The 24,690-nt window shown below is 34.8% G+C and carries 21 protein-coding genes and 1 riboswitch; of the genes, 11 read left to right on the top strand and 10 right to left on the bottom strand.

The window, feature by feature from the left end; all coding sequences use genetic code 11:
- Positions 1-14: 14 nt before the first annotated feature.
- Together MHI02_RS03930 and MHI02_RS03925 are read right to left on the bottom strand one after the other, a co-directional pair.
- Complete coding sequence (locus tag MHI02_RS03930; protein WP_145523816.1) at positions 15-677, bottom strand: PspA/IM30 family protein; 663 nt, start codon at positions 675-677, stop codon at positions 15-17.
- Between the two features lie 177 nt (positions 678-854).
- A complete protein-coding gene (locus MHI02_RS03925) occupies positions 855-1,826 on the bottom strand; it encodes a DMT family transporter (RefSeq protein WP_341165666.1) in 972 nt (323 codons plus the stop codon).
- A gap of 144 nt (positions 1,827-1,970) precedes the next feature.
- Between MHI02_RS03925 and MHI02_RS03920 the strand changes: the two genes are divergently transcribed.
- Positions 1,971-2,843: a LysR family transcriptional regulator gene (locus MHI02_RS03920; protein WP_341165665.1), complete on the top strand. Its 873-nt coding sequence runs from the start codon at positions 1,971-1,973 to the stop codon at positions 2,841-2,843.
- Between the two features lie 164 nt (positions 2,844-3,007).
- A riboswitch (SAM riboswitch) is annotated at positions 3,008-3,114 on the top strand.
- A 289-nt stretch (positions 3,115-3,403) separates the two neighbouring features.
- Positions 3,404-4,588 (top strand): acyl-CoA dehydrogenase family protein, encoded by a 1,185-nt coding sequence (locus MHI02_RS03915; RefSeq protein ID WP_257455663.1) that lies wholly within the window; start codon positions 3,404-3,406, stop codon positions 4,586-4,588.
- Between the two features lie 227 nt (positions 4,589-4,815).
- On the opposite strand, the gene MHI02_RS03910 is transcribed toward MHI02_RS03915, so the two are convergent.
- Positions 4,816-4,986 (bottom strand): hypothetical protein, encoded by a 171-nt coding sequence (locus MHI02_RS03910; protein ID WP_204797954.1) that lies wholly within the window; start codon positions 4,984-4,986, stop codon positions 4,816-4,818.
- 290 nt (positions 4,987-5,276) lie between these two features.
- Between MHI02_RS03910 and MHI02_RS03905 the strand changes: the two genes are divergently transcribed.
- The 3 genes from MHI02_RS03905 (at position 5,277) to MHI02_RS03895 (ending at position 9,774) form a co-directional block, all read left to right on the top strand.
- Complete coding sequence (locus tag MHI02_RS03905) at positions 5,277-6,326, top strand: 2,3-butanediol dehydrogenase (RefSeq protein WP_341165664.1); 1,050 nt, start codon at positions 5,277-5,279, stop codon at positions 6,324-6,326.
- A gap of 294 nt (positions 6,327-6,620) precedes the next feature.
- Positions 6,621-8,177 (top strand): multicopper oxidase family protein, encoded by a 1,557-nt coding sequence (locus MHI02_RS03900; protein ID WP_216884327.1) that lies wholly within the window; start codon positions 6,621-6,623, stop codon positions 8,175-8,177.
- Between the two features lie 730 nt (positions 8,178-8,907).
- Positions 8,908-9,774, top strand: a complete 867-nt coding sequence (locus MHI02_RS03895) for a Cof-type HAD-IIB family hydrolase (protein WP_047185542.1) — start codon at positions 8,908-8,910, stop codon at positions 9,772-9,774.
- A gap of 113 nt (positions 9,775-9,887) precedes the next feature.
- On the opposite strand, the gene MHI02_RS03890 is transcribed toward MHI02_RS03895, so the two are convergent.
- Both MHI02_RS03890 and MHI02_RS03885 read right to left on the bottom strand, forming a co-directional pair.
- Positions 9,888-11,426, bottom strand: a complete 1,539-nt coding sequence (locus MHI02_RS03890; RefSeq protein WP_047185543.1) for an AbgT family transporter — start codon at positions 11,424-11,426, stop codon at positions 9,888-9,890.
- 162 nt (positions 11,427-11,588) lie between these two features.
- Positions 11,589-11,789: a hypothetical protein gene (locus tag MHI02_RS03885; protein WP_047185544.1), complete on the bottom strand. Its 201-nt coding sequence runs from the start codon at positions 11,787-11,789 to the stop codon at positions 11,589-11,591.
- A 415-nt stretch (positions 11,790-12,204) separates the two neighbouring features.
- Between MHI02_RS03885 and MHI02_RS03880 the strand changes: the two genes are divergently transcribed.
- The gene (locus MHI02_RS03880) at positions 12,205-12,843 is read left to right on the top strand and encodes a YczE/YyaS/YitT family protein (RefSeq protein WP_047185545.1); all 639 of its coding nucleotides are present in this window, start codon (positions 12,205-12,207) and stop codon (positions 12,841-12,843) included.
- Between the two features lie 349 nt (positions 12,844-13,192).
- Here the strand turns inward: MHI02_RS03880 and MHI02_RS03875 are convergent, their stop codons facing one another.
- Both MHI02_RS03875 and MHI02_RS03870 read right to left on the bottom strand, forming a co-directional pair.
- Positions 13,193-13,519: a hypothetical protein gene (locus tag MHI02_RS03875; protein WP_047185546.1), complete on the bottom strand. Its 327-nt coding sequence runs from the start codon at positions 13,517-13,519 to the stop codon at positions 13,193-13,195.
- A gap of 374 nt (positions 13,520-13,893) precedes the next feature.
- Positions 13,894-14,853 carry a PD-(D/E)XK nuclease family transposase gene (locus tag MHI02_RS03870; protein WP_341165663.1) on the bottom strand — a complete coding sequence of 320 codons (960 nt, stop codon included), beginning with the start codon at positions 14,851-14,853 and terminating at the stop codon, positions 13,894-13,896.
- Between the two features lie 883 nt (positions 14,854-15,736).
- Between MHI02_RS03870 and MHI02_RS03865 the strand changes: the two genes are divergently transcribed.
- The 3 genes from MHI02_RS03865 (at position 15,737) to MHI02_RS03855 (ending at position 18,142) form a co-directional block, all read left to right on the top strand.
- Positions 15,737-15,829 (top strand): putative holin-like toxin, encoded by a 93-nt coding sequence (locus MHI02_RS03865; RefSeq protein ID WP_222115735.1) that lies wholly within the window; start codon positions 15,737-15,739, stop codon positions 15,827-15,829.
- Between the two features lie 1,336 nt (positions 15,830-17,165).
- Positions 17,166-17,444 (top strand): alpha/beta fold hydrolase, encoded by a 279-nt coding sequence (locus tag MHI02_RS03860; protein WP_260052621.1) that lies wholly within the window; start codon positions 17,166-17,168, stop codon positions 17,442-17,444.
- Between the two features lie 68 nt (positions 17,445-17,512).
- Positions 17,513-18,142: an alpha/beta fold hydrolase gene (locus MHI02_RS03855; RefSeq protein ID WP_341165662.1), complete on the top strand. Its 630-nt coding sequence runs from the start codon at positions 17,513-17,515 to the stop codon at positions 18,140-18,142.
- A 160-nt stretch (positions 18,143-18,302) separates the two neighbouring features.
- On the opposite strand, the gene MHI02_RS03850 is transcribed toward MHI02_RS03855, so the two are convergent.
- Complete coding sequence (locus tag MHI02_RS03850) at positions 18,303-18,896, bottom strand: TetR/AcrR family transcriptional regulator (protein WP_260052620.1); 594 nt, start codon at positions 18,894-18,896, stop codon at positions 18,303-18,305.
- A gap of 101 nt (positions 18,897-18,997) precedes the next feature.
- Here MHI02_RS03850 and MHI02_RS03845 point away from each other — a divergent pair, with 101 nt between their 5' ends.
- Positions 18,998-19,711 (top strand): GAP family protein, encoded by a 714-nt coding sequence (locus tag MHI02_RS03845; protein ID WP_216884058.1) that lies wholly within the window; start codon positions 18,998-19,000, stop codon positions 19,709-19,711.
- 22 nt (positions 19,712-19,733) lie between these two features.
- The gene (locus MHI02_RS03840) at positions 19,734-19,955 is read left to right on the top strand and encodes a hypothetical protein (RefSeq protein WP_216884059.1); all 222 of its coding nucleotides are present in this window, start codon (positions 19,734-19,736) and stop codon (positions 19,953-19,955) included.
- 455 nt (positions 19,956-20,410) lie between these two features.
- On the opposite strand, the gene MHI02_RS03835 is transcribed toward MHI02_RS03840, so the two are convergent.
- Together MHI02_RS03835 and MHI02_RS03830 are read right to left on the bottom strand one after the other, a co-directional pair.
- On the bottom strand, positions 20,411-21,460 hold the full coding sequence (locus MHI02_RS03835; RefSeq protein ID WP_341165661.1) for a CHAT domain-containing protein: 1,050 nt from the start codon (positions 21,458-21,460) through the stop codon (positions 20,411-20,413).
- A gap of 180 nt (positions 21,461-21,640) precedes the next feature.
- The gene (locus MHI02_RS03830) at positions 21,641-24,688 is read right to left on the bottom strand and encodes a type III restriction-modification system endonuclease (protein WP_341165660.1); all 3,048 of its coding nucleotides are present in this window, start codon (positions 24,686-24,688) and stop codon (positions 21,641-21,643) included.
- Between the last annotated feature and the right edge of the window lie 2 nt (positions 24,689-24,690).

Here is a 24,690-nt window from a genome sequence, read left to right as displayed (position 1 = left end):
TCCCCCCCTTTAAATTACTTTACTTTCTTTTTTAACTCTTCCATTTCTTTATCTATATCCATACCTTTATCATATTGTGACACAAGCCTATCCATGTCAGCATCTAGTCCATTTCTTAACTCTTCTAGTGCTTCCGCCTCGGCTAAAGCCCTATTCGCCTTTTCCTCCAGTTGATCAAACGTAGTTAAACGAACGTTTGATGGAGATAGACCAGTCTCATTCCTTTGTTTTTTACTCTTTGCCATTGCTAGCTTCCCAACAATCGCATCACGTTGATTGGAAAGTTCCGCTACATCCTCGGAAAGTTTATCCTGCGCCAGCTTCATTTGTTCTACTTTAATGGAAGCTAGTTCATATTGCTTTTCATATTCATGGTATTTTGGCTTTAAGCTCAGCTTTTCTTCTAAAAATTGACGTGCTTTGTCTTCATCCCCGGCTTTTAATGATTTAGCTGCAAAACGTTCCATTTTGTTCATTTCCGTTTGACATTCGTGAAGATTCCTTTTTGCCCGATTCATCAAAACAACTGCAGCATCAGTCTGTCCTTTGATTTCTCTTTCATCACGTTCCATTTCTCTTATATATGCATTTATTTCCTTTTCCGGATCTTTGAGATTTTCCATTTTTACATTTATATGACTTGCTAAAATCGTACGTATTCGTTTTAAGATGCTCATGATTGTTTCCACCTTTCACTGATTTAATAGTACCTATTTATACGGGAGATTGGAAGAAAAGTTTCAAATGAGAAAACTGTGTTTCTCAGAAGACTTGGGGTGGAAATAACAAAAAACGCTTCAGAGCAAAGTACATACTTTGTTCCAAAACGCTTTTTTGAAAAAGGAATTTGTTCATTAGTTAGATAAACTTTCCCGCAAATTAGTTTGAACGTGCCGATTTGATTTTTTCTTTTGTAACATCCTTATAAATATATTATTGGACACGAGGGAAACGATGATAAAGACCGTACCAAGAATATCGAACATCGTTATTTGATTACCTTGAAATGCCGAAATGATGAGTGTTGTAACGGGAACAAAGTTAATGAACAACAACGAATTTAATGGTGATAGTATACTCACACCAATGTTCCAGCCAACTAGCGCAATGACACCAGGGTATATAATCATAAACAATAAATGTGGGCTTGCTGATATCACAGCTTCCCCCGATGGAAAGGATATATACCCAGATAACGTCGCCATTACGACAATAAGAGTCGCTGTGACCGTTCCAAGTAAACAGCTTAACGTGGAGTATCGTAAAGCAGACCAACCGCTAAATTCCTTTCCACCCATCGTGTAAACGACCCAACCAATTACTGCAATGAAAATAATTATGGATGGGACAAAATCACTTGTTACACCAAGAAAGGATCGAATATCCCCTTTCGTAATTACTAATACTGCACCAATAAATGACAGTAGCACACATAATAAAGTGAATCGATGGGGACTCTTTCTAGAGAGCATCCAAACAATCACAATGGATATCATCGGCATCAATGATTCCATAATGGATGCTACCATTATACCTGATTCACCTAATAAATCCTCCCCCCAAAAGATAAAAAGATTATAAACCGTAAACGCCATTGTGCCAAAAAACCATAATGGAAGACCTTTTCCTTCCAATCGAAAAGCCTTTTTTCCTTCTTTCCACCATAGTATTGGTACCAAAATAATCGTAACAGATACATAACGAATGATTGTAAAATAGAAAGGATCCATATATTGGAAAGCTCCATGTGCTACAGGAAACATTGCACCCCATGAAACTGCAGAAATAAAACACAAAAAAGCCCCTAACAACACACTATTTTTCAATTCCCCTTTGCTCCCTTCAACTAAATGATCTACTCTCATATTCTATGATTTTTGTTATCTTGTAAAATGAATAATAATAATGATTTCCATCATTAATCGTGATATCATACAATTAAAATACGAAAATAGGAAAGGGGCAAAATAGTGGAGTTTAAGGACTTAGAGATTTTTCAGAAAGTAGCCGAAAAAGGAACGATTACAGCGGCAGCCAAAGAGTTCAGCTATGTGCAATCGAATATTACGTCGAGGATTCATAAACTTGAAACGGAATTGAATACCCCTTTATTTAACCGACATCGGCGTGGGATGAGTCTAACACCAGAAGGAAAAAAGTTATTGAATTATTGTAACCAAATTTTATTGTTAACGAATGAAATGAAGAAAGCCGTTCAAAGTAAAAAGGAGCCGTCTGGAAAATTAGAAATCGGTACCGTCGAAACCGTCATTCATTTACCACAAATTTTATCAAACTATATAAAGAAATATAAAAATGTTGATTTATCGGTAGTTACCGGAGTTACAGAAACATTAGAAGAAAAAGTGTTAAATCATAAATTGGACGGAGCTTTCGTGACAGAATCCGAATTTCACCCCGATCTTATATCACATGAAGTATTTCAAGAGGAGCTTGTTTTAATTTCAGATAATCGTACATCTACGTTAGAAGATTTAAAAGCAGAACCGTTCTTATGCTTTAGTGAAGGCTGTGGATACCGAGCACGCTTAGAAGCCTGGTATAGAGACCAAAACATTACTCCAAAAAAGGTAATGGAATTCGGTACATTAGAAACCATCCTTCGTAGCGTTGTCGTAGGACTTGGCGTTACATTTGTTCCAAGGTCAGCAACCACCCATTATGAAAAAAATGGGCTCATCCGATGTCATACCCTCCCAGATCAATATAGTAAGATTAAAACAGTCTTTATAAGAAGGGCTGATACCTTCTTAACTTCAACAATCAAAACATTTATCGAAACGATTGAAACAAATAAACAAGCACCAATAACACCTATATAGAAGACCTCCATCAGTGGGGTTTTCCTTCAGGCCCCACAGTTAGTCGCAACTTATAAATATCCCAAACTAACCACAAATAAGTATTGGATTAGGTGCACTTTTAAAAAAAACATTGACTTATCTACTATATATACTTACAATTATACCAAGTAAACATATCAGGATTCTTATCAAGAGAGGCGGAGGGACTGACCCTATGAAGTCTCAGCAACCAGCAAATTTTTGTATGGTGCTAATTTCAGAAGAATACTTAGTATTCTAGAGATGAGTAAATATAGGTCGCCCGGAATGATGTCCATTTCTGCCCTCCTCTCATCTTCTTGAGACGAGGGCTTTTCCTATTCAGCAGTAAACCATTTCATTATGAATCTTAAACACGGGATATCAGTACTCGTGTTTAGGATATCGGTAAACACCACGGAGATATCAGTACTCGTGTGTAAGATATCAGTAAACACCATGGAGATGTCAGCACTCGTGAGCAAAATATCAGGATACTTCACGCAGTATCAGCGCCCGCGTGCAAGATTTCAGGATACAATATATCGGAGGGAATATAATTGAAACTTACAGAACTTTATTCATTTGAAAAGAGAAAGAATCTTCTGCAACAAACAGTGGAGCCTTTTAAAGAACGTGCAAGCAAACATGACAATGAAGCAAGTTTTCCATTCGAAAATATAGAGGATTTAAAGAAAATTGCTTATCACACACTTACGATTCCAAAAGAATACGAGGGACCCGGAATCACTTTAACGGAAATGTTAAAATACCAAGAAACAATCGCTAAAGCTGATGGTTCAACAGCACTGGCTATTGGCTGGCATATGGGACTTACGAAACATAATGGGGAAAATAATAGCTGGGAGAAAGAAAAATATACAGATTTTGCGGAGGATGTTATTACTAATGGCGCACTAATTAACCATGCGATTACGGAACCTGCAACTGGAAGTCCTCAACGTGGAGGCAAACCAGAAACAATTGCCGTAAAAAATGCTTCTGGATGGAAGATTAATGGCAGAAAGACATTTACAACCTTAGCACCTGCACTACATTATTTTGTAGTTGCTGCTTCCATTGAAGGTTCAGATAAAATTGGCCATTTTCTCATCAAACGTGACATTACAGGAGTAACCATCGACGAAACATGGGATTCCATCGCCATGCGTGGAACTGGTAGTCATGATCTTATTTTAGAAAATGTTCAAGTGAATGATGATGACTTAGTAGAATACCGTGAAGACTCCAATAATCAACCTGCATCGTGGATATTACATATACCGGCATGTTATTTGGGGATTGCTAAAGCAGCACAGGAAGAAGCGGTGAAATTCGCCACTACCTACTCTCCGAACAGTATTAAAGGAACTATTTCAGAATTACCGAACGTGAAGCAAAAATTAGGCGAAATAGAGCTTTATCTGTTAGAAGCAGAGAATTTTCTATACAGTATATCAAGAAAATGGGACGAAAGTGGTCAAGCAGTTCGCCAAAAGATGGCAATAGATATTAACGCAGCCAAAGTATCTGTTGTGGATAAGGCAATAAAAATAGTTGATTTAGCCATGAGGGTAGTTGGTGCACGAGGTTTATCTAAGAAAAGCCCTCTACAACGTTATTATCGCGATGTTCGAGCCGGTCTACATAATCCCCCGATGGATGATATGATCATGATGCAGCTTGCAAAGAAATCTATCACGGACTTTCAATTGTTTAAGAACAAAGTTACCACATATATATAATTTTGATGAGGTGGTATTAGGATGACGCTATACCACCTTTTAATAACGATACACATTTCCACACCTTAAAATATACCAGCCTTTAGACGTTTTACCGATTTCCATATTTATTCTTCAACCTTCCTGACATAAATCAGAAATTCCCTTTGTAACTAGGACTGGACCTATCACCTCAGTACCATCAAAATCATCTTCTAGCCATAACTTCCCTCTCTCTATCTCATTTACTAAAAAGGAACTATTGATGATATCTTCGTATTGTAAATCTGAAAAATTTGTTGATGGATTAGCTGAGCATGCTTTCCAACTTTTGATAAATCTATTACTTCTTCAAAATAATCTTGATAATCATCCTTGCTGTAATTTTTTTCATTCATCCATTTTGAAATTTTTTTCATGACACGGACCGCTTTTTTATTAGTCATTCCGGTTCCATTACTTTACGAATCAAAAAATAGTTCCGGGGCTGAGGAAAGTCCCCGTTTATAGAAGTCGATGGTTAGTGGCACTTATACAAATCTTTACAGCGTGCGATTAACCAGATCCCCATAATTGGGAATATTTTATTCTCACACTTTCCAAAAAATGGTTTTTCACTTGTGAAATAGTGAGTAAATTGGTATAATAGAGTTGTAGAAAGATAGTAATCCTTTTTAACATGCACTTAGATTATTTAGGGGGTTTTAAAATGAAAGCAGCAGTTTGGTATGGAAAAAAAGATATTCGTGTAGAAAATGTGGAACCGAAAGCACTCCAATCAGATGAAATTCAGGTTAGAGTTGCATGGGCAGGTATTTGCGGTAGCGATTTACATGAATATGAAGAAGGACCTGTATTCATCCCAACTGAAGAAAATGATCCTTTGACTGGTGAAAAAGCGCCATTAACAATGGGACATGAATTTGCTGGTGTTGTGGAAGCTGTAGGATCAGATGTTACCAATTATAAAAAAGGGGACCGTGTAGTGATCAATCCTACCTTAACCTTTGGCAACAAACCGGAAGATTTAGACCCGTATGATGGATTTAGCTTTATTGGATTGCATGGTGATGGGGGATTTGCTTCCTATGTAAATGTTCCAGAAAGTGCTGTCTATACCCTACCTAAAACCCTAACATTGCAAGATGGAGCACTTGTTGAACCGACAGCTGTTGCAGTGCAAGCGATTAAAGAAGGAGACATGCGGTTTGGTGACACGGTAGCCGTTTTTGGTGCTGGTCCAATCGGGTTGCTAACCATTATTGCCGCAAAAGCAGCTGGTGCAAGTAAGATTATTGCTTTAGACTTATCAGAAACTCGTTTGCAAAAAGCAAAAGAATTAGGGGCAACTCACATTATCAATTCTGGAGAAACAGATCCTGTACAAGCCATTAAAGCAATAGTGCCTGATGGCGTTGATGTTAGCTTTGAGGCTGCTGGGGTCGCACCAACTTTCAAACAAGCTATTGATGCAACCAAAGCACGTGGTACCATGGTCATCGTATCCATTTTTGCCCGTTCTATTGATTGGAATCCAATGCATTTAACCAATACAGGTGTGAAAGTAACATCATCTATCGCTTACACACCAACAAGTTTCCAACAAACAGTAGATTTAATGGGAACTGGACAATTGAAACCACAAGGAATTATTACAGATCAAATTCAATTAGATGACATTGTTGAAAAGGGATTTGAAGCATTAACAAATGATAAATCACAAGCTAAAATTCTAGTAGAATTAAGCGGTGAAAAATAAAGTATCCTAAAACAATTGGACTCATAACGTATAAACAACAAGATTCATCGTGTCGGCTGATACGATGAATCTTGTTGTTTTTTTAAATAAATTGTTAGAGAAAAATTTTATATTTTCCTGTGGACAGGCAACCTCGAAATGCGATTTGAGTTAGCGTTTTGATTTATACCTCTTTCCCAGTTTCCTTAAGTCGAATCTAATTCCCTGTATCTTTGTTAACCGATTATATATGCCTATTCCATTTCGGGGCACTTATCATAATCTGATATAGGAGACTAGAAAGGAGATAGTAAAATGAGTCCTAAGCTTACCAAATTTGTTGATTCACTTCCTATCCCTGAAACATTACAGCCTGTTAACAAGGATAAAAGCGGTGCTTATTATGAAGTAACCATGGAAGAGTTCAGTCAAAAACTACATCGAGACTTACCACCGACTCGTTTGTGGGGGTATAATGGCCAGTTTCCAGGACCTACATTCGAGGTTCAGCGAAATGATCCTATTCAAGTCAAATGGATCAACAATCTCCCACAAAAACATCTACTTCCCATTGATCAATCTATCTTTCATGAACTTGGAGGCAATTTACCGGAAGTCCGAACCGTAACTCATTTGCATGGTAGTGAAACCACTTCTGATAGTGATGGTTACCCGGAAGCGTGGTTCACAAATGGATTTGAAGAGGTGGGGCCTTTTTTTAAAAGGAAAGTCTATGAATACCCAAATCACCAACGGGCAGCTGCATTATGGTATCACGACCATGCGATGGGTATTACAAGACTAAATGTTTATGCAGGACTAGCGGGTATGTATATTATTCGAGACAGGAAAGAGCAATCCTTCTCATTACCCGCAGGAAAATACGAAATCCCACTCATCATTCAAGATCGTTCTTTTCAGAATGATGGTTCACTCTTTTACCCTATTCAACCCAATAACCCACCAGAAAATTTACCATCCCCCTCGATTACACCATTCTTTCTTGGTGATAAAATTGTTGTAAATGGAAAAGTATGGCCATATTTGGAGGTTGAGCCAAGAAAATATCGGCTACGTATCTTAAATGCTTCAAATACCCGTGCCTATCAATTGTACCTCGACTCTGAACAGCCTTTTTATCAAATCGGTACAGATGGAGGATTACTCTCAAAAACGATAGAAATTGAAAAGATATCCATAGAGCCTGCAGAACGTATTGATGTTATTATTGACTTTTCAAAATATAGGGGAGAAACAATCACTTTAAAGAATGATTTAGGTCCAAATGCTGATCCGGAAGACGAAACAGATGACATCATGCAATTTAGGGTACGTTTGCCTCTTTCAGAAGATGATCGACATCGTATTCCAAAGCATCTAGCATCTATCCCCTCCTTAAAAGGCAATAAAATTACGGCAATTAGAACATTAAAATTAAACGGAACAACAGATGAATGGGGAAGACCATTACTTCTCCTTAACAATAAAAGGTGGATAGACCCTGTGACAGAATTGCCACTATTAGGAACGACAGAAATTTGGTCTCTTATGAACATTACTAATTTCACCCATCCCATTCATATCCATTTAATTCAATTTCAAATTTTAGACCGCCGTCCTTTCGATCTCAATCTTTATCAGTCGAATGGGCAAATTGTTTATACAGGGGAAGCAAAACCACCAGAGCCAAATGAACGAGGTTGGAAAGATACCGTAGCAGCACATTCAGCAGAAATAACCCGTGTTATTATAAGATTCGCTCCATATACAGGGGATTATGTATGGCATTGTCACATTTTAGAGCACGAAGATTATGAGATGATGCGTCCATTTACGGTTATTGAATCAGATAAAAGTGATGAGAGGGACTAAACTTAGGTGACCTTGTTTAATAGTGGAAGTGGATTTAATGGTTGGTGATAAGTTGTCTGTATGAATGCTGATATTCCTTAAGTGAGTGCTGATATCTTGAGATGATTGCTGATATCTCGTAAGTGTGTGCTGATATCTTGAGATGATTACTGATATCCCGTAAGTGTGTGCTGATATCTTGAGATGATTACTGATATCTCGTAAGCGGGCTGCTGATATCTTGAGATGATTACTGATATCTCGTAAGCGGGTGCTGATATCTTGAGATGATTACTGATACCTCGTAAGCGGGTGCTGATATCTTGAGATGATTACTGATATCTCGTAAGCGGGTGCTGATATCTTGAGATGATTACTGATATACCGTATGCGAGCTGCTGATATCTCATAAGTGAATGCCGATAACTATGTACAGAAGGAACGATCATGAATCCAAACAAGATTCCCCGCATTAGTTGATGAAGCGGGGAATCTATTAAATACGAGGTATTTTAGTAGTTTCAATCCCAAAATATCATTAAAGCTTGGGGCTAGCTAAAAGTAAAAAGTTTTCCATAAATTGATTTAACTTATGAAATATTTACAATTAATTTTTCATTTCCTCTTTTAGCCATTCAATATCAAATTCCTTAGACCAATAACTTTTCACTTTCCAGTTCGCTCAGTTGGCAAACACCTTATAATTTAAGTTATAGTGAATGTACAATACTAAATAAATGAGGTCACAACAATGAAACTAATTGCGTCAGATTTAGATGGAACACTTTTAAACGAAAAAGGGGAAATTAGTGAAGATAATTTACAAGCAATTAAAAAGATTGAGGGAAAGGGGATTCAGTTTGTTGTAGCAACGGGAAGATCCTATGATGCGGCTAACAAACCATTTCAATCTACAGGACTATCATGCCCATTTATTTGTTTAAATGGAGCTAATACTTTTGATGTTAATGGGCAGTTAATACATGAAGTAACCATGGAATTTCCTGTTTGTCAGAAAATCATATCCGTTTGCCAAAAGGCTGATATGTATATTGAAGTATTTACAAATTATGGTATCTATTCGCTTAGTCGTGAGAATTTCATGGAAGTCATCACCCATGTTCTACAAACAGCTCATGCTGATTCCAAAAAAGAGGATATTCAACAACTCATTGAACAACGTTTTCAAGATGAAAATGTTCAATTTATTAATCATTTTGAGGAGTTACTTTCCAGCCAGGATATAAAGGTGTACAAAATTCTAAGCTTTGCTAATCAACAAGGAGAATTAAATGAAGCTTATGAGAAACTAAAAGATGAACCAGGAACGGTTATTACTTCTTCAGGCCCATTGAATCTTGAATTCAATCATCCAAAAGCGCAAAAAGGTACAGCTCTGAAGGATCTAGCAAATAAGTTGGGTATACAAATGAAGGACGTTATGGCTTTGGGAGATAATCTGAATGATAAAAGTATGCTTCTCCAAGCTGGACGTGGTGTAGCAATGGGAAATGCAGCTGAGGAAATCAAGGAACTATGTACATATACAACCAAAACAAATAATGATAATGGGTTTGCATTTGCGATTAACGAAATGCTTAAGGAGTATAACCTTTAAATTTTAAAAAGGATCTCTAGGCATTAAGTTCTTTTGAAAGACCACTTAGCCAATATCTTATGCTCTCCTTATACAAAAAGCATTGCCTCATATGAAGCAATGCTTTTTAAAATTTATGGATGATAATACAATGGTCCACCTGGTCCAAGTGGGATACCTAATAGCATCCAAATAATTAGCAAAATTGTCCAGCCTATTAGGAAAATCATAGAATATGGAATCATCGTAGAAATTAAGGTACCAATACCCATCTTCTTATCATATTTCTGTGCGAAAGCGATAATAATCGCAAAGTAAGTCATTAATGGTGAAATAATATTTGTAGAAGAGTCTGCAATGCGATACGCCATTTGTGTCAATTCTGGAGAATATCCAAGCTGCATCATAATTGGTACAAAGACCGGTGCCATCATAGCCCATTTTGCAGAAGCACTTCCAATAAACAAGTTAATAACTGCTGTAATTAGGATAAACAGTAATATTAACGGAATTCCAGTTAAATTAACACTACCTAGTAGTTCAGCACCATATACTCCCAATACTAATCCCATATTCGTTTCGTTAAAAAATGCTACAAACTGTCCAGCAGTAAATGCCAAAACAATAAACGTTCCCATAGATGCCATCGTGTCTGACATTTGGCTTGCAACATCTTTATCACTGCGAATAGATTTCGTAACAATTCCATATGTAAGACCAGGGATAAAGAATAAAATAGCGATAATCGGAACTAATGAACTCATAAATGGCGATTGAATAATTTGATCCATTGCATTGCCTTCTGTACCGCGCATCGGTGCGTTGGATGGTATTACAAGCAATGATGCAAGCACAATGCCGATAACTACCGCTATACTAGCCCAGACAAGACCTTTCTTCTCAATTGGTTGAAGGGCTTCCAATTCTTCTTTTTGATCGCCTTTATACGTACCAAGACGAGGTTCTACAATCCGTTCTGTTACCCAAGCACCAAGAAATGTTAATACAAATACCGAAACGGCAATAAACAGCCAGTTCATCGCTATGTTCATTGTTTCTGCATATCCAGGATCAATGATTGCAGCAGCCGCAATAGTCATTTCTCCTAGCATAGCATCCGTACCAGATAATAATAAGTTAGCACTAAATCCTCCAGACACCCCAGCAAACGCCGCTGCTAGTCCTGCGAGTGGGTGCCTGCCAAGTGCCGCAAAAATAAGCGCACCCAGTGGCGGTAATACGACATACCCTGCATCAGATGCCACACTAGACATAATACCAGCAAAAACTAATCCTAACGTAATGAATCTATTAGGTACAGACAACACAAAGCCTCGCAATAGTGCACTAATGAGTCCAGTACGCTCGGCCACTCCTATCCCCAACATCGTTAACAGTACAACGCCCAAAGGAGCAAATCCGATAAAGTTATCCGTCATACTTGAAAATATATATTCAATTCCTTCCGCGCTCAATAGATTTTTGATTTCAACTATTGTTCCTTCTTCACCAGGATGTTCAACACTAATTCCCAATGGTTGTAAAGCTGCTGATAGTAGAATAACGAAAAGTGCCAAAATTGCAAACAATGTTGCCGGATGTGGCAATTTATTTCCAACTAATTCAATTCTGTCTAAAGATCGTACAAATATTCCTTTTTTCCCTTTTGCCATAAAAATTAAATCCTCCAATATAATCTACAAAAATACTATTTTAATTTAAATTAAGATTACTAGCTATACTATAATAGTTATGCATATTCACTAGAAGTCCCTAAAAGTCTACCACAATATTAACTTACTCTAAGAGTATTATATTATAGAAAGAGAATGATATTACAGAAAATTCAAAATAAATAAATTCGCATGATTTCCCCTGCTTTTCATACAAAGGAAAGGATACCAGTTTATTTCCAATATTTCAAGCTCAAATTGTAGTAAGGAGATCATATATACTAATTTAAACTTGTTCTTCAAACTCATTAAGTCATTTGCACCCTTTAATAATTCGCTAATTTTTGATATAATTGTATTCATGAAAAGGCCTCTTTCAAATGTATTTGCCGGTCAGCATACATTTATGATAGAGCGCCTTTTCTTTTTTTTCTAGAATTTTGTTTCAAATCCCCGAGAACTATTTTACACATAGTACAATTATAACTATCAGTCTGGAAAATGTTAACGAACTCAAGACTCGTTTCATGAACATCTGTCCTCCAATTCATTAGTGTCTTGACTTCTCAATTGTACAATCACAAAAATTGACTCTAATAAAATATCTTTTATAGCATTTTCAAGGAAGAAAATATTTTATAAGCCTTCCCTGCTTGAACTAATTATTTTTCTTAGCAAATTAGTAAAAAACTGTTATAATAGATTAGTTGATTAAGAGGCCATTTATGTTTATACATAAAATGGCTTTTCTGTTTTACCAAAAGAAAGAGGGATTTTGATGAAAAAGGGAACTAGCATTCAGTGGCTTTTCTTTTTTGTAGGTCTTATGGTTATGGGAATTGGAGTTGCATTGGCGGTCAAAGGGCAACGTTTTGGTGTAGGTTCATGGGATGTGTTGCACATTGGTTTGTTCAAAAACTTCGGACTATCCATTGGACTTTGGTCTATTATTATGGGAGTTATCATTATTACTATTTCTTCCATTGGTTTACACGAGTTCCCGAAAATCGGAACCTTTATGAACATGATCTTTGTTGGTTTATTTATCGACTTTTTCAACTGGGTCATACCAAACCCACATACCTTTTCCATGCAGTTTGTTGATTTTATTCTTGGAATTGTGTTGTTAGCTATTGGTGCAGGCATTTATATTTCTGCTAATCTAGGTGCAGGCCCTCGGGATAGCTTAATGTTATTAATAGTGGGGAAATTTGGTTGTAGTATTATGGTTGCACGTACTGTCATGGAAGTAATCGTCGCGATAGTTGGATTTTTATTAGGTGGACCTTTCGGAATCGGTACCGTTATTATGGCTTTTGCACTTGGTCCAATTATTCAAGTATCGTTAGGGTATAGCCAAAGATTATTGGATAAATGCCTGAGCGACAAACATCATGGACACGTAGCTGCCCACTAACTAAACAAGAATTTCCTTATTAAAGCAGCTTCATTTCAATCGAATGAAGCTGCTTTTACTTTTTGGTAAGTTAAAAAAGGATGCTTCCGACAAGATAAATAGTTGTACGGAAACATCCTTCTATAATAAAGTTTTTTAAATTCATGTAATAATTATGTGTGTGTTCCCTGTCCATACTAGAGGAAACTTCCATATTTTTTGTATGGATAAAGGAGTTATTTTAGAAAGGCCATCCCATCCACTTTTTTGATAGGAGTAGTATTTTATTTCCATTTATTCTGGGGAACTTAAATTCGTAGCAGTTATAAGGGTGAACATGGAGGAGTTTAATAAGCAACCTTGAAAAACATCAACCAAAAAAGACGGTTACACTCTTTTCCTTTTGTGCTTCCTCTAAACAGTTTGATAGAAAATCCTGGATTTGCTTTAGATCCAAGGAATCACCCTTCGGCGAACTGGGAACATCATTACCGTATTGTTGTTTATAAGCATGCAAAGCTTTTTCGATTTGTTGCTTTGAAAAAGTAGTAACGGCGCCTGTCCCACTAACTCCTGCATGGTAATCAATGGAATCAAGTAAATCGTACAGTATTGTAGCATTAGAATTTCCCATGCTAAAACGTGCATAAGCAATTGCCTCTCCAGCTTTATTGTATCCTAAAATATCATGACCCATGAAAAGTCCTCCTTTTTAATTTTAAATCTAATAAACTAGAAACAATATACATAGCCTAGAGCGTCGTAACAAATGATTTTTTACATATCACCCCTTTCAAGTTTATTTTATGGAAAGGTTTTTGTTTGAAACAGAATGGATAAAAAAGGGGGTTCTCGGTGATAAATCAAGGTTGAATGAAGTAGTTCAAAAACAGAGGACATGAGGTTTTCAGGTTTGCTAGGTTATAAGTGGGTAAGAGCTAAAGGAAATTTTTGATGCCTCTCCTCCACTACACTTACATGGTTGCGGTTTAAGTGACTGACACCATAGCAATGACGTTTTAAATTTCCTTCTCTATCTATTGGCTATGATGTCTGCCAACTTCCTTTAATCTAATCAAAGTCCCATCTTTCTTTCATCTTTGAGATTTCTTCGACTCGTACATTCGACACATCAGCAATTAATTCTTCTGGTAATCCTTTTTGAAGCATCTTATAGATTACTTTTTCTATACCTTTTTCTATACCTTTTTCTATACCTTTTTCTATACCTTCCTCAATTCCTTCTTTCTTTCCTTTCTCATAATACGAGTTCGGAAGTCGTAGTACCCGATTAGCTTCTTCTCTAGGAAGTTTTGCAATTTCTTCGCTCATTTGCTCTTCCTCCTCACTGTTTAAATGTAAGTAAGTATTGAAAAAACCATATAAGAGATCCATTCTTGCCGGATTCAATTCCATTCTACTAATCATTCTTAAGAATTCTAATTTGACTTGAATGCGTTCATCTTTAGTATACCCCATTTTACTTAATAAAGCCGCAGCTATAGGATTGTTCATCTTAATAAACTTTCGCCAATCCATTTTAATTAAATGAATTTGAAGATAATTAAATTGGAAAACTTGGAAATGGAAGATTTCCGTAGTAAAAATGTCTGGTACATCTCTCTTGTCATCATAACTGAAAACGGCAATTGGAAGGATTGTTTTGCGGAATTTTTCATAGAGGCGGGAACTGTAGATAAACATTCGTTCATTGAATTCCTTTTGATAACTTGCCTGTGGCTCAATATGAATGAGGATTAGCTGTTCTTCCTCTTGTAATTTAACCTCAGCAAGTATATCTATTCTTCTTTTTTCACCTTTTAAAATATCTGTATAAACCTCCTGTTCTAGGAACTTTACAGTGGTAAAATCAATTTTCGGGAATAAATCGGGGAAAAATGCGTCGATGAACTCTTTAAAGAATGTTTGAATGAGCTCTTTAAATAAACGGTCATGATCCGTATAAGTTTGTTTGTCTTCTAATATAATAGACGAAGTGAACAATGACTTGCAACCTTTCTGAATATTCATTATTACCTAGGACTATTTTATCAGTAATGTACATGAAATACAATACTTATTGACAAACTTTATGCGTCAATTTTTTAAGAAAGACCAACCAGTCATCGTTTACAGGAGTGTTCTTTTTTAATAACATTATTTCTATCCGTATCTACCAAGTGAACGGTCTTATGCCTTTAAAACTTGGTAATAATAGTCATAAGTTTTAAAATAAAATTAAAAGTGTCCATGGTGAAAATAACTATTTTGGAGAGGAGAGATACGACATGTTCAACTGTGCCTGGTGTAATAAGAAAATTGGCGATAACGATCCATTAAGTGCCTTGGAAGTAAAATTTAATGAGGGGATGAAGATTTTTCCAATAAAGAAGGGGAAATCATTCCTGTTTACTTAAGAGAAATTGATAGAAGCGTCCCGATGATTGTTACCACAGCCGATTCCGAAGCTAAGAAAAATGGACAAGACGGGCTATTTGTTATCTGCAGTCATGAATGTGGAGAAAAACTAAAAAGCATTCTTGATAAAGAAATGAACGTTTTCAAGTGACCCTCTGCCCGAATGACATCAAAAGGGTACTAAAAAATATTAACTTCTTACATAAAATTCTTCTATACGAGGGTTTGAGGGGCATCCACATCATGCCGCCTATGAAATGAGAGTATGTAATATCGTTAAAAAGAGGTGCAAAAAGTGTGGTAAATCAACGTTTGGGATATTATTGGTTGTATATCTTCAATGGGAATTTACCGCTATTCATGAAATAGAATGGCGAAGCTATTAAAAAGTAGTTTCATTCTAGGTCGATTTAGAAGCATTGGAAATGTTATAATTATAGGACAATAGCTGAATAGGTTAACTCAAGGATGGTTGGCACACTCCCGAAAGGGGGTGATGCTAATGACAGTTGCAGAAGGATTAATGCTAATGATTAGTTTCGGAGCGTTAATAGTTGCAATTATGTCAGAAAAAAACAGTAAAAAATAAAACCTACCCTTGAGTTTCCGGCTCGTTAGAGGGTAGGTTTTATTCTCGTATACGTGTCGATCCCCTTGGGGGGGAACCTAGCTATTGTATAGACTGAAGGTGTTAGCGCACCTTTGGTCTTTTTTTAATGTATTCATTTTCTATTACCAGTATACCCTTTTTTGATAAAAAAGAAAACATGTTACATTATTAATTATCATGAAAATTACGCTTCTAATTATTGATGTTGATTTGAAATAAAGTTTGATCATTATTATAAAAAAGTGAATTACTTTAGTACGTTATCATAAGGCTTTGTTCAATTTTTTTTATAAAATATCAATAATTTCATTCTTAATTTCTTTGCTAATAAAAATGTTTTATCAGCAAAGTCTGTAAGCTTTTCTTCACTTAAAGAAAACAAAGTATAACCGTACATATACTCTTAAACATAATTAGAAATACCTTCTTCTTGTTCAGGTGAATTCTCTATCGCATCACATATATAAATTATATCTTCTCTTATCCGTTCATACAGTTCCTCCAAGATAAATTTCTTTGGTATTTCAATTTCATTTTTAGTTAACTCATTTATTAATTTCTTTTTATCTTTTAATATCATATTACTACTAGAATATTTTTTTCTTAAACTCGTATTCTTTATTTAACTTTTCAATAATTATTTCTTAATTTTGGTTGTATTCCTAAATCTACGGTCATTAAGAAAGTCCTGGAAAGCAAATTTTAAAAGCACAAAAAAGGCTACCCCCTTAATAGGAAGTAGCCTTCTCAATATTAACTATTTATACATGAAACAGCTTCACAAAAACGGTTGTAAAACAGGGTAGAAATAGACTAAACTATTCCTAAAGATGTAAGGCTTAAACCTACATCATGCCGCCCATCTTTGAGGGGATATTTTATAGCAACATACAACAGCAAAAGTGCGATATTGCAAGCTTTTTCCTATACTTAGATTCCATGACATTCAATGAAAAATAAAAATAAGTTAGCAAAAAGTTAGCAACGAGAAAATACAAAAATATTCTATTTTAGACTAGATTATTTTTATAATAGTACTGTAGTTTTAAAATTTAGTTTAATCGTTTATAAAAAAGTTGTACCATTTTACCTCTTTAAATTTTTATCTGAAGTGATTTTCCAATTACTCGGATAACAGATGAAAGAGAGGAGAGAAAAGAGTTCGATTTCTCCCCTTTCTTTTTTTGTGTAAGCCCTGATATTACTGGATTTACTCAATATAATTTCAATAAAAATTCAAAACTCATCCAATAGGATTTTTACCCAATCAAAATTAATATCAATCAGGCTGGTTCAATAAAGTGTCCAGTCTTTATTGTGTTCAATTAATGCTCAATTAACAAAAATGTACAATAAAGGATTTACTGAAAAGCAAATAAAATTAAAAGATGGTACTGTATTAAATTATGGTGAAGGACCGAGTAACGGCAAAACACCACTGCTATTAATTCATGGACAAGCTATGACATGGGAAGATTATGCAAAGGTATTACCCGAAATCTCAGAGTACTATCATGTTTATGCGGTTGATTGTCATGGTCATGGAGAGTCCGATTGGAATCCTGAAAAATATTCAGCTAAGGCAATGCAATAGATTTTGCTGAATTTATCGAAGAAGAAATAGGAGAGAAAACGGTTATATCTGGTCATTCTTCAGGCGGAATGATTGCAGCATGGATGGCGGCATATTTTCCAGAGCTAGTGCTAGGGACTGTAATTGAAGATTCCCCTTTATTCGCAACAGAACGAGATAGACGAGAGAAAACATATGTGTGGGTATATGGATTTCAAATGTATGAAGACTTTAAAAATCAGCAAGAAGTGAAAGATTATTTCACTTACTCTTTACGGAATAGTTACTGGAAAAAGTTATTTGGAAACATCCTTTGGAAAAAATTCTCGAAGGATGCTATCAACTATCGTAAAAAACAACCAAACAAGCCAGTACATTTAGTTTATTTGCCGCCACAAATTAATAGGATCTTTGAAACTGAAACATATCCATTTGGTCGCAAATTTGGAGAAACCTTTTACGATAATTCATGGTTTGACGATTATAATCAATCGGAAGTATTATCAAAAATCAAAAGTCCTACTATATTCATAAAAGCGAAAACAACTTTAGATGAAGGTTTATTAGTAGCAGCATTGTCAGATGAAGATGCAGATTGTGTTGTTGAATTATTGCATAATGGTAAAAGAGTAGATGTCGATACACTGGGACATGATATTCACTACGATAAGCCAAAAGAATTTACGGAAATTTTGGTTAGTTTTTTGAAAGATTTATAAATTTTAGGAGTAAGGGTAAATAAGTTTGATTGTATGACTGCTAAAAATATGTTTGGCCAAAATCCACAAATCTCTAATCCAATAGAAAATCAATTTGAATAACAATTAGGGTGGAAGTAGATAATCTAATAAGAATGAATTATCTACTTCCGAGTATTGTTTATTTATTACAGAGTGTTTTTAAATGATAACTGATTACTTCCTTCACCTTTTCTGGAGTATACACATCTGGTCTTAACAAGGTATGGAATGACAGCCCTTCAATCAATGCAGATAACCGACTGCTTTCTAAATCTGCATTAACTGATTCCGATAATATTCCTTTTAGAGTTAATATCTTGATCATTGAATTTGCTAAATCATATGTACCATCCGTCATTTCGTCTTTCTTCTCTTTTAATGCATCACTTGTTAGGGAACGGAGTGCAAAAATCCACCAAACACTCGTTTCAATTTTCTTTTCTTCGTCGATTGGTACAAGCTCCAGTAACACTTCCTCAACTGCCTGTAATGGATTTTTTGACCATTCTTTATGATCAGAACGCTTTTTTCCTTCTTCTATGTAGTATTCTATAATAAACAGCAGCATTTCATCTTTAGTTGAAAAATAATGTCTTAACGCACCAGGAGACATTCCTGCTTCAGCAGCGACTCTTCGTATTGATGCTTTCTCAATACCCTCTTTCTCAATAATCTTCCATGCAGCTTCAGCAATTAACTTTCGTTTCTTGTCATGATTAACAAATTTTGGCATGAATAAATATCACTTCCTTTTTTTAATACAATGTGTTATTATCTTTTTAGCACAGTGTGTTATTTTGATGATATCACACTTTATAAAGGGGGACTAATTATTTGATTGAAATCATTGAAACAATGATGCCTTCCTCATCAATAGATATATCCGTAGCCCTACTAATTATCTCTATTTGTGCATTAGTTGATATATTAAGTCCTGGTGTGCTAGCTATTACGGGCTATTTATTACTTACACAACCTAATCAGCTTTCTTCTCGTCTATTTGTATTTTTATTTGTTATTCAGTTAGGTTATTTCATGATTGGTATATTACTGTACTTTGGTGGGGACACACTATTGGGGTTGATTGAAAATTTATCAGAATTTGATTTTATCAATTGGTTTTATACTGTCACGGGAACACTTCTTGTTTTGGTTAGCTTCATAAAACCAAAAGAGGGCACAATAGAACGTCTTACGTCATGGATTCCAAGACAGACAACAATAAAGGGAATAATTATTTTGGGTATTATTGTGTTTCTTATTGAATTTGTAACGGCATTGCCTTATTTTTATTCGATTTTTTTATTAAATCATCTGTCAATTAATTCCTTTTCTTCTATATTTGTAATAATTGGGTACAATCTTGTAATGGTGCTTCCTTCTCTATTATTGTTAGGAATTAGTATTGTGTTTAAAGATAAACTGCAGAACTTTCTAAAGAATATAAAAACAAAATTAAATGAAGCACCAATTTCTTCACTATTAGTAGCAATAGGTGTAGTAGGTGCAGTATTTTTTAATATTGGTATTAGAGGTATCTTAAATTAAAAAAATGAACGAGGTGTTTAATATGAAAGAAGTTATTAGTGGAATTGGTTTACTTTTCGTAATCCAAGGAGTAGGAGGTTTAATCAATCATTTGACAAATGGTGGAAAAAGTTGGTTTTTAGTGAATTATATTGATGTGTTTCAAGGTTGGGAAATTGCGATAGATATTTTATTGATTGTTATTGGTGGGGTTATTGGTTTATTTTCTATGAAAAAATCTAGTTCATCTAGAAATGGTAAATAAAGAGTGAGATGATTTTCTCTCCCTTCACAGCTTTTCTTAATAAAATAACTTAAATTCATAGGTTAAAAAACCTTGTTTATCTTAGCGTTGTTGGCATCGAATGTAAGTCTAAAATGGAATAATGATGATCGATTGATACGAAAATTTATATGTACTATGAAGTGAGAATAATAAATCAACAAAAACATTTCAAGAGGGTTTAAAATTTTTCTAGGAGGATGGATAGAGGGAGCTTTCTATATCATAGCTCCCTTTCTATTAGTTGTAGCAATGAACATCTACGCACATATGACCAAAAATATAGAAGAAAAGACCTCTCAAAAGTTCAGTGAACTAACGAAAGGTCTTCTCTAAAAATTTTATTGTATGGCGTTTCAAAATTATGGATGTTAGCAAAAAGTTAGTATTATATGTTCTATCTATAGTTGAACGACAAATACAATTCAAAAATAAAATTAAGGTTTTACTATAATTAATTCGTTTGGATCAAGTCCGTCTCTCACATACAATTCTGGCGTATCCTCTTCTGGAATACCTTCAAGCATTAAAGCAGCTTTCCCTTGTTCGAATGCTCTTTTCACCGAGAGTCCAAATCCAATAGCAGAATAAAACTGAGCAGCAAAGACCCTGGCTGCTTCATCCCCAATGGTAGTCGTCATTCCAATGGCTGCATCCACATGTTGTACTACTTCTTGTGCTTGTCCATAAGAAAAACAGGTATTAAAAAACACTAATTTAATTTCATCTGATGTACTCATCATTGTTTGAACTATAGCCTCTTTAGAAACAAGTTTTGCATTACCTTGATTGTCTTGGAAGACGAGTTCATCGTCCTCAGATCCATGTCCACTAAAGTGAATAATTGCAGGATTTTCCTCATTAATTGCTTGTATTACGTCCAAAGCTCTAGTAGCCCACCGAGTATCGAATGATACAGAATCCCTATGTTCTGATTTTCTTATCATCTCTTGAATGGCTCTAGCCTCTTCATCCAATCTTAACTGTGGTGCATCTAATGGATTTGATGCCATAAATAGGACAGTAATTTCCTCTGGTAAATTTTTCAATTCTCCTAATACCCTATTTGTCTCTTCGTGCATTTCACCATGTCTATTCAGCATTCCACTAAACTCCTTCATACGTTTTTCGCTATCTGCTAGTCTTCTTTTTTCGGCATCATCTCTTTTCTTTTGCTCACGTTCAACTTCACGACCCAGCTTCTTTTCTGCAGCTACTACATCTCCCTCAATTCTTGCTATTTTTTTATCAATATCCGCAACCTTTTTATCTATATCTGCTAGTTTCTTTTCTTCACGTCCAATTTCTCTATATTTGGAATTTATGGTGGCAGTTGACTTTGTTCTTCCTATAGTTGCTTTAGCTGATGTAATTTTTTTCTTATGTGACGGTATTTTTCCTAATTCGGTGGCTTTAGAGTTCCTTAATCTGTTTAACTCATCCTTTTTTCTCTTGATTGTTCTTCTATACGTTTCAATGAGCGACAAAATGTCCGACCTCCCAAAATTTAATTTCATTATATTATACTTAATATTCTACACGTAAAATCTTATTGTTGCAAACATACGTTCCGTATATTATCACTAAAAAGACAGTCCCATTATTGATAGGAACTGCCTTCTGATGTTTATACTTACGTTGTCTTTTGCTGAGAGTAGTCCTCTTGGCTACTGCTTTTTTTCAATGAGTTGATTAACAATATCAAGTATCTTCTCATTGTTTGTTTGCCTTGTATAGGTAACACTGATTCCATTTCTATTGAGCTTATCACCTAGCTCTCCTAACCCCGCTTGTCCTTCATATTCATCGTTAATTCCTGATTCTTTAACCATGCCAAAGAGTTTATTTGCAGCTTCTATTTTATGATCCTCTGTACCTCTAAGATCTTGTTTTTTCTTAACACCTTTACTCTCAACAACAAGGTTAATTGTAGGTTTGCCTTCTTTATCCTTGATTACATACATAAAGTCTGGGCTATATGTACTTCCATCTATGAAAGGTATTTGCATGGTGCGTTTTGGTATTTTTCCATATACCTCAACGCTACTGATATTCTCAATTATGTTATTTTCTTCAATTTCAGAGTCAAATAAAATTGTGTCATACAAATAAGTTTCCAAGGGAGTTCCTTTTCTTTCTTTCACACCTAAATAAGCAGATGTTTTTACGAAATCCCTAGGGTGCCCATTTTCTTCTGTGAGTTCTGTAGGGTGAACAGTTGTGTTTGGTAATTTTCTGTACGAATATATTTTCAAAAGTTCATCATAGATTCGCTGCTTAAAATATATAGAGAAACTTCTAACTGTATCCTTTGTAAAGAAGGCCTTTTCTATCTTTTTCAATTTTGATGCTCTTACTATCCCTGCATGTATTAAAGGAATAGATAAATTTGTACTTTCAGCTATAGCTTTTAAAAACGTACCATAATTCAAGGTTTCACCATATGAACTATCAATTGAGTCTAGGGTTACATTAAATATTAACTCACCTTGCACCATTTCTGATGTTTCTCTCTTAGTTCGTCTAACCGTTTTATTTATCAAATCCTCCGTGATTACATCGGAAACAATGCTTATAAGTACATCATTATTGATTGTGTCAAAATGTAAATAGTATTTTTCATTTAACTGTTCCCAGAGTTCTTTTAACTTCCAATAGTTATCCTTGCGAATGGCAACCTCTTTATTTTTATCAATATTTCGATCACGAATTCTACTTTTATCGAGTTTATTAAATATTTCAGGATACTCCGTCATGAAATTTTGTAACTTTTCTGTTTTTATTTCTCTATCAAATGAAATATACCCTTTACTCATTAAATCTATAATAACTTCTTCATTACTTAATCCTTTGTTTGTTGCAATTTTTTCAATTTGTTCTGATGTGATTTCCTTTTGCTCAAATGATGTTTCACCATAAATTTCTTCTTCCAGTTTTTTGACAAAGTCTTTTTCAGTAAAGTCTACGATATAATTTAGCATAAAGGTTTCATTTTCAATACGATTTCCTGTCTCATCTACAGGTAGACGTAATCCACGTCCAATTTCCTGCAATTTACTGTTATCACTTCCACTAGATCGTAACTTCGCAATTGTAAAGATATTTGGGTTATCCCAACCTTCTTTTAACGTCCATTTAGAAAAGATGAAGCGTGTTGTATTTGCTTTGCCATCCTTATGTACTAAACTCAAGAGCTTTTCTTTATCGAAAAGAATTGTATTTACTTCTCTCTCAATTTCCTCTTCAGAAGAAAAGTTATCCTGTGAGAAATATCCTGCATGTGTTTCATTTATATTCGCAAGGGATTCCTCCAGATATTTTTGATATTCCGATTCAAAAATATTACATTTATCAATTTCTTCTTCTAATTTTTTGCTTAATTCTTCTTCAAAAATATTCTTTAGATAAGGTTCTTTCTTGTCATTATCTCGATAAGAATGAATATCATCAATAAAGAATAAAGCTAGAGTTTTAATTTTAAATTTCCGTTTGAAATTCTCACGCTCTGTTTCAAAATGCCTTTTTAAGGCTAATCGTATGGATTCCCTTACATAAGAAGTTGCAAATACATCCGCAAAAAATACGTCACCTGTGAACTTTTCTTCTCCATTACTTAAATTAACCTTAGTAGCTAAAATCCCGTCTATTGAAATTCCCGAAAGTTTTGGAGAGAGTAGACTTAACGAATCATGTGTTTTTAACTCTTTTGTAGTTTTAATTGTTTGACCTTGCTCATTTAATTCTGTTTTTTGAAAACGAACAAACTCGCCCTTTTTCATTGTTAGGATTTTAAATACCTCTTCCTCATTGTCTGGACTCTCGACATGCTCTTTTGCTACACCTTTAATTAAATTATTTTCAAATGCTTTATGAATATTTAAGTCATATATTAGGTTCTCATAATCTTTTAATTCAACTCTATTTTTCCCCCTACCAATAAATTTACTTGGAAAGGTAGCCCCAAAACGTATAATCATCTGAGGTTTTACCTGTTCTTCTATAAATTTAAACGTTGCGTTGTTACGACTAAAACGATGGGGTTCATCTATGATCATAATGGGTCTAGTAGCGGAAATTGCATCTATCGGCCTATAGTATCCTTCAATATGTGAATCGTAATCATCCCGTACCAAAACTCCATTTTTACTTTCCTTCAAGTGTTGCATATTAACTAACAACACTTCTATTGTATTTCTTTGAAGATTTGATGATGTTACAAAGTCACGAATACTGTTTGGTACATATTTCTTTGTACCTTTCTTTGCCTTGATACTTTCAACAGTTCTTAGCTTTATTTCTGTCTTATAATCACACTCATTTTTGAAATGATTAATATTACTTTGAAGCTGCATGAAATTTGCAGTTCCAGCCTTAATAGCTAATGATGGTACAGCAATAATGAACTTTTTAAAACCATACAACTTATTTAGTTCATAAATAGCTTTTGTATATACATATGTTTTACCTGTACCAGTTTCCATTTTTATATCAATATTCAAATAACCCGCTTCATTTTGATTAACACTCTGCATATTAGAAGGTAAATCTGACTGTACCCGCTTTATATTTTGATATAAATAAGGACTCTCGATGTCAATAATAGGGTTTTCAATGCTATTCATTGGTTTTTGTATACCGACATTTGAGAATATTGAACAAAGCCTCTCAATCGGAATTGTTTGATGTTCTAAATTTCTTTTTAGGATTAGTTCCAACT

It is taken from the genome of Oceanobacillus sp. FSL K6-0118 (assembly GCF_038006665.1).
GTDB lineage: Bacteria > Bacillota > Bacilli > Bacillales > Amphibacillaceae > Oceanobacillus > Oceanobacillus caeni.
This window is presented reverse-complemented; position numbering and strand designations above follow the sequence as displayed.

What these genes read in the sequence shown, in the direction of transcription:
- MHI02_RS03875 (WP_047185546.1), bottom strand. Translation starts at nt 13,519, where the DNA reads ATGGGTCATGATATTTTAGGATACAATAAAGCTGGAGAGGCAATTGCT.
- MHI02_RS03890 (WP_047185543.1), bottom strand. Translation starts at nt 11,426, where the DNA reads ATGGCAAAAGGGAAAAAAGGAATATTTGTACGATCTTTAGACAGAATT.
- MHI02_RS03885 (WP_047185544.1), bottom strand. Translation starts at nt 11,789, where the DNA reads ATGAATACAATTATATCAAAAATTAGCGAATTATTAAAGGGTGCAAAT.
- MHI02_RS03855 (WP_341165662.1), top strand. Translation starts at nt 17,513, where the DNA reads ATGATTGCAGCATGGATGGCGGCATATTTTCCAGAGCTAGTGCTAGGG.
- MHI02_RS03930 (WP_145523816.1), bottom strand. Translation starts at nt 677, where the DNA reads ATGAGCATCTTAAAACGAATACGTACGATTTTAGCAAGTCATATAAAT.
- MHI02_RS03910 (WP_204797954.1), bottom strand. Translation starts at nt 4,986, where the DNA reads ATGAAAAAAATTTCAAAATGGATGAATGAAAAAAATTACAGCAAGGAT.
- MHI02_RS03865 (WP_222115735.1), top strand. Translation starts at nt 15,737, where the DNA reads ATGCTAATGACAGTTGCAGAAGGATTAATGCTAATGATTAGTTTCGGA.
- MHI02_RS03850 (WP_260052620.1), bottom strand. Translation starts at nt 18,896, where the DNA reads ATGCCAAAATTTGTTAATCATGACAAGAAACGAAAGTTAATTGCTGAA.
- MHI02_RS03900 (WP_216884327.1), top strand. Translation starts at nt 6,621, where the DNA reads ATGAGTCCTAAGCTTACCAAATTTGTTGATTCACTTCCTATCCCTGAA.
- MHI02_RS03880 (WP_047185545.1), top strand. Translation starts at nt 12,205, where the DNA reads ATGAAAAAGGGAACTAGCATTCAGTGGCTTTTCTTTTTTGTAGGTCTT.
- MHI02_RS03905 (WP_341165664.1), top strand. Translation starts at nt 5,277, where the DNA reads ATGAAAGCAGCAGTTTGGTATGGAAAAAAAGATATTCGTGTAGAAAAT.
- MHI02_RS03840 (WP_216884059.1), top strand. Translation starts at nt 19,734, where the DNA reads ATGAAAGAAGTTATTAGTGGAATTGGTTTACTTTTCGTAATCCAAGGA.
- MHI02_RS03870 (WP_341165663.1), bottom strand. Translation starts at nt 14,853, where the DNA reads ATGAATATTCAGAAAGGTTGCAAGTCATTGTTCACTTCGTCTATTATA.
- MHI02_RS03895 (WP_047185542.1), top strand. Translation starts at nt 8,908, where the DNA reads ATGAAACTAATTGCGTCAGATTTAGATGGAACACTTTTAAACGAAAAA.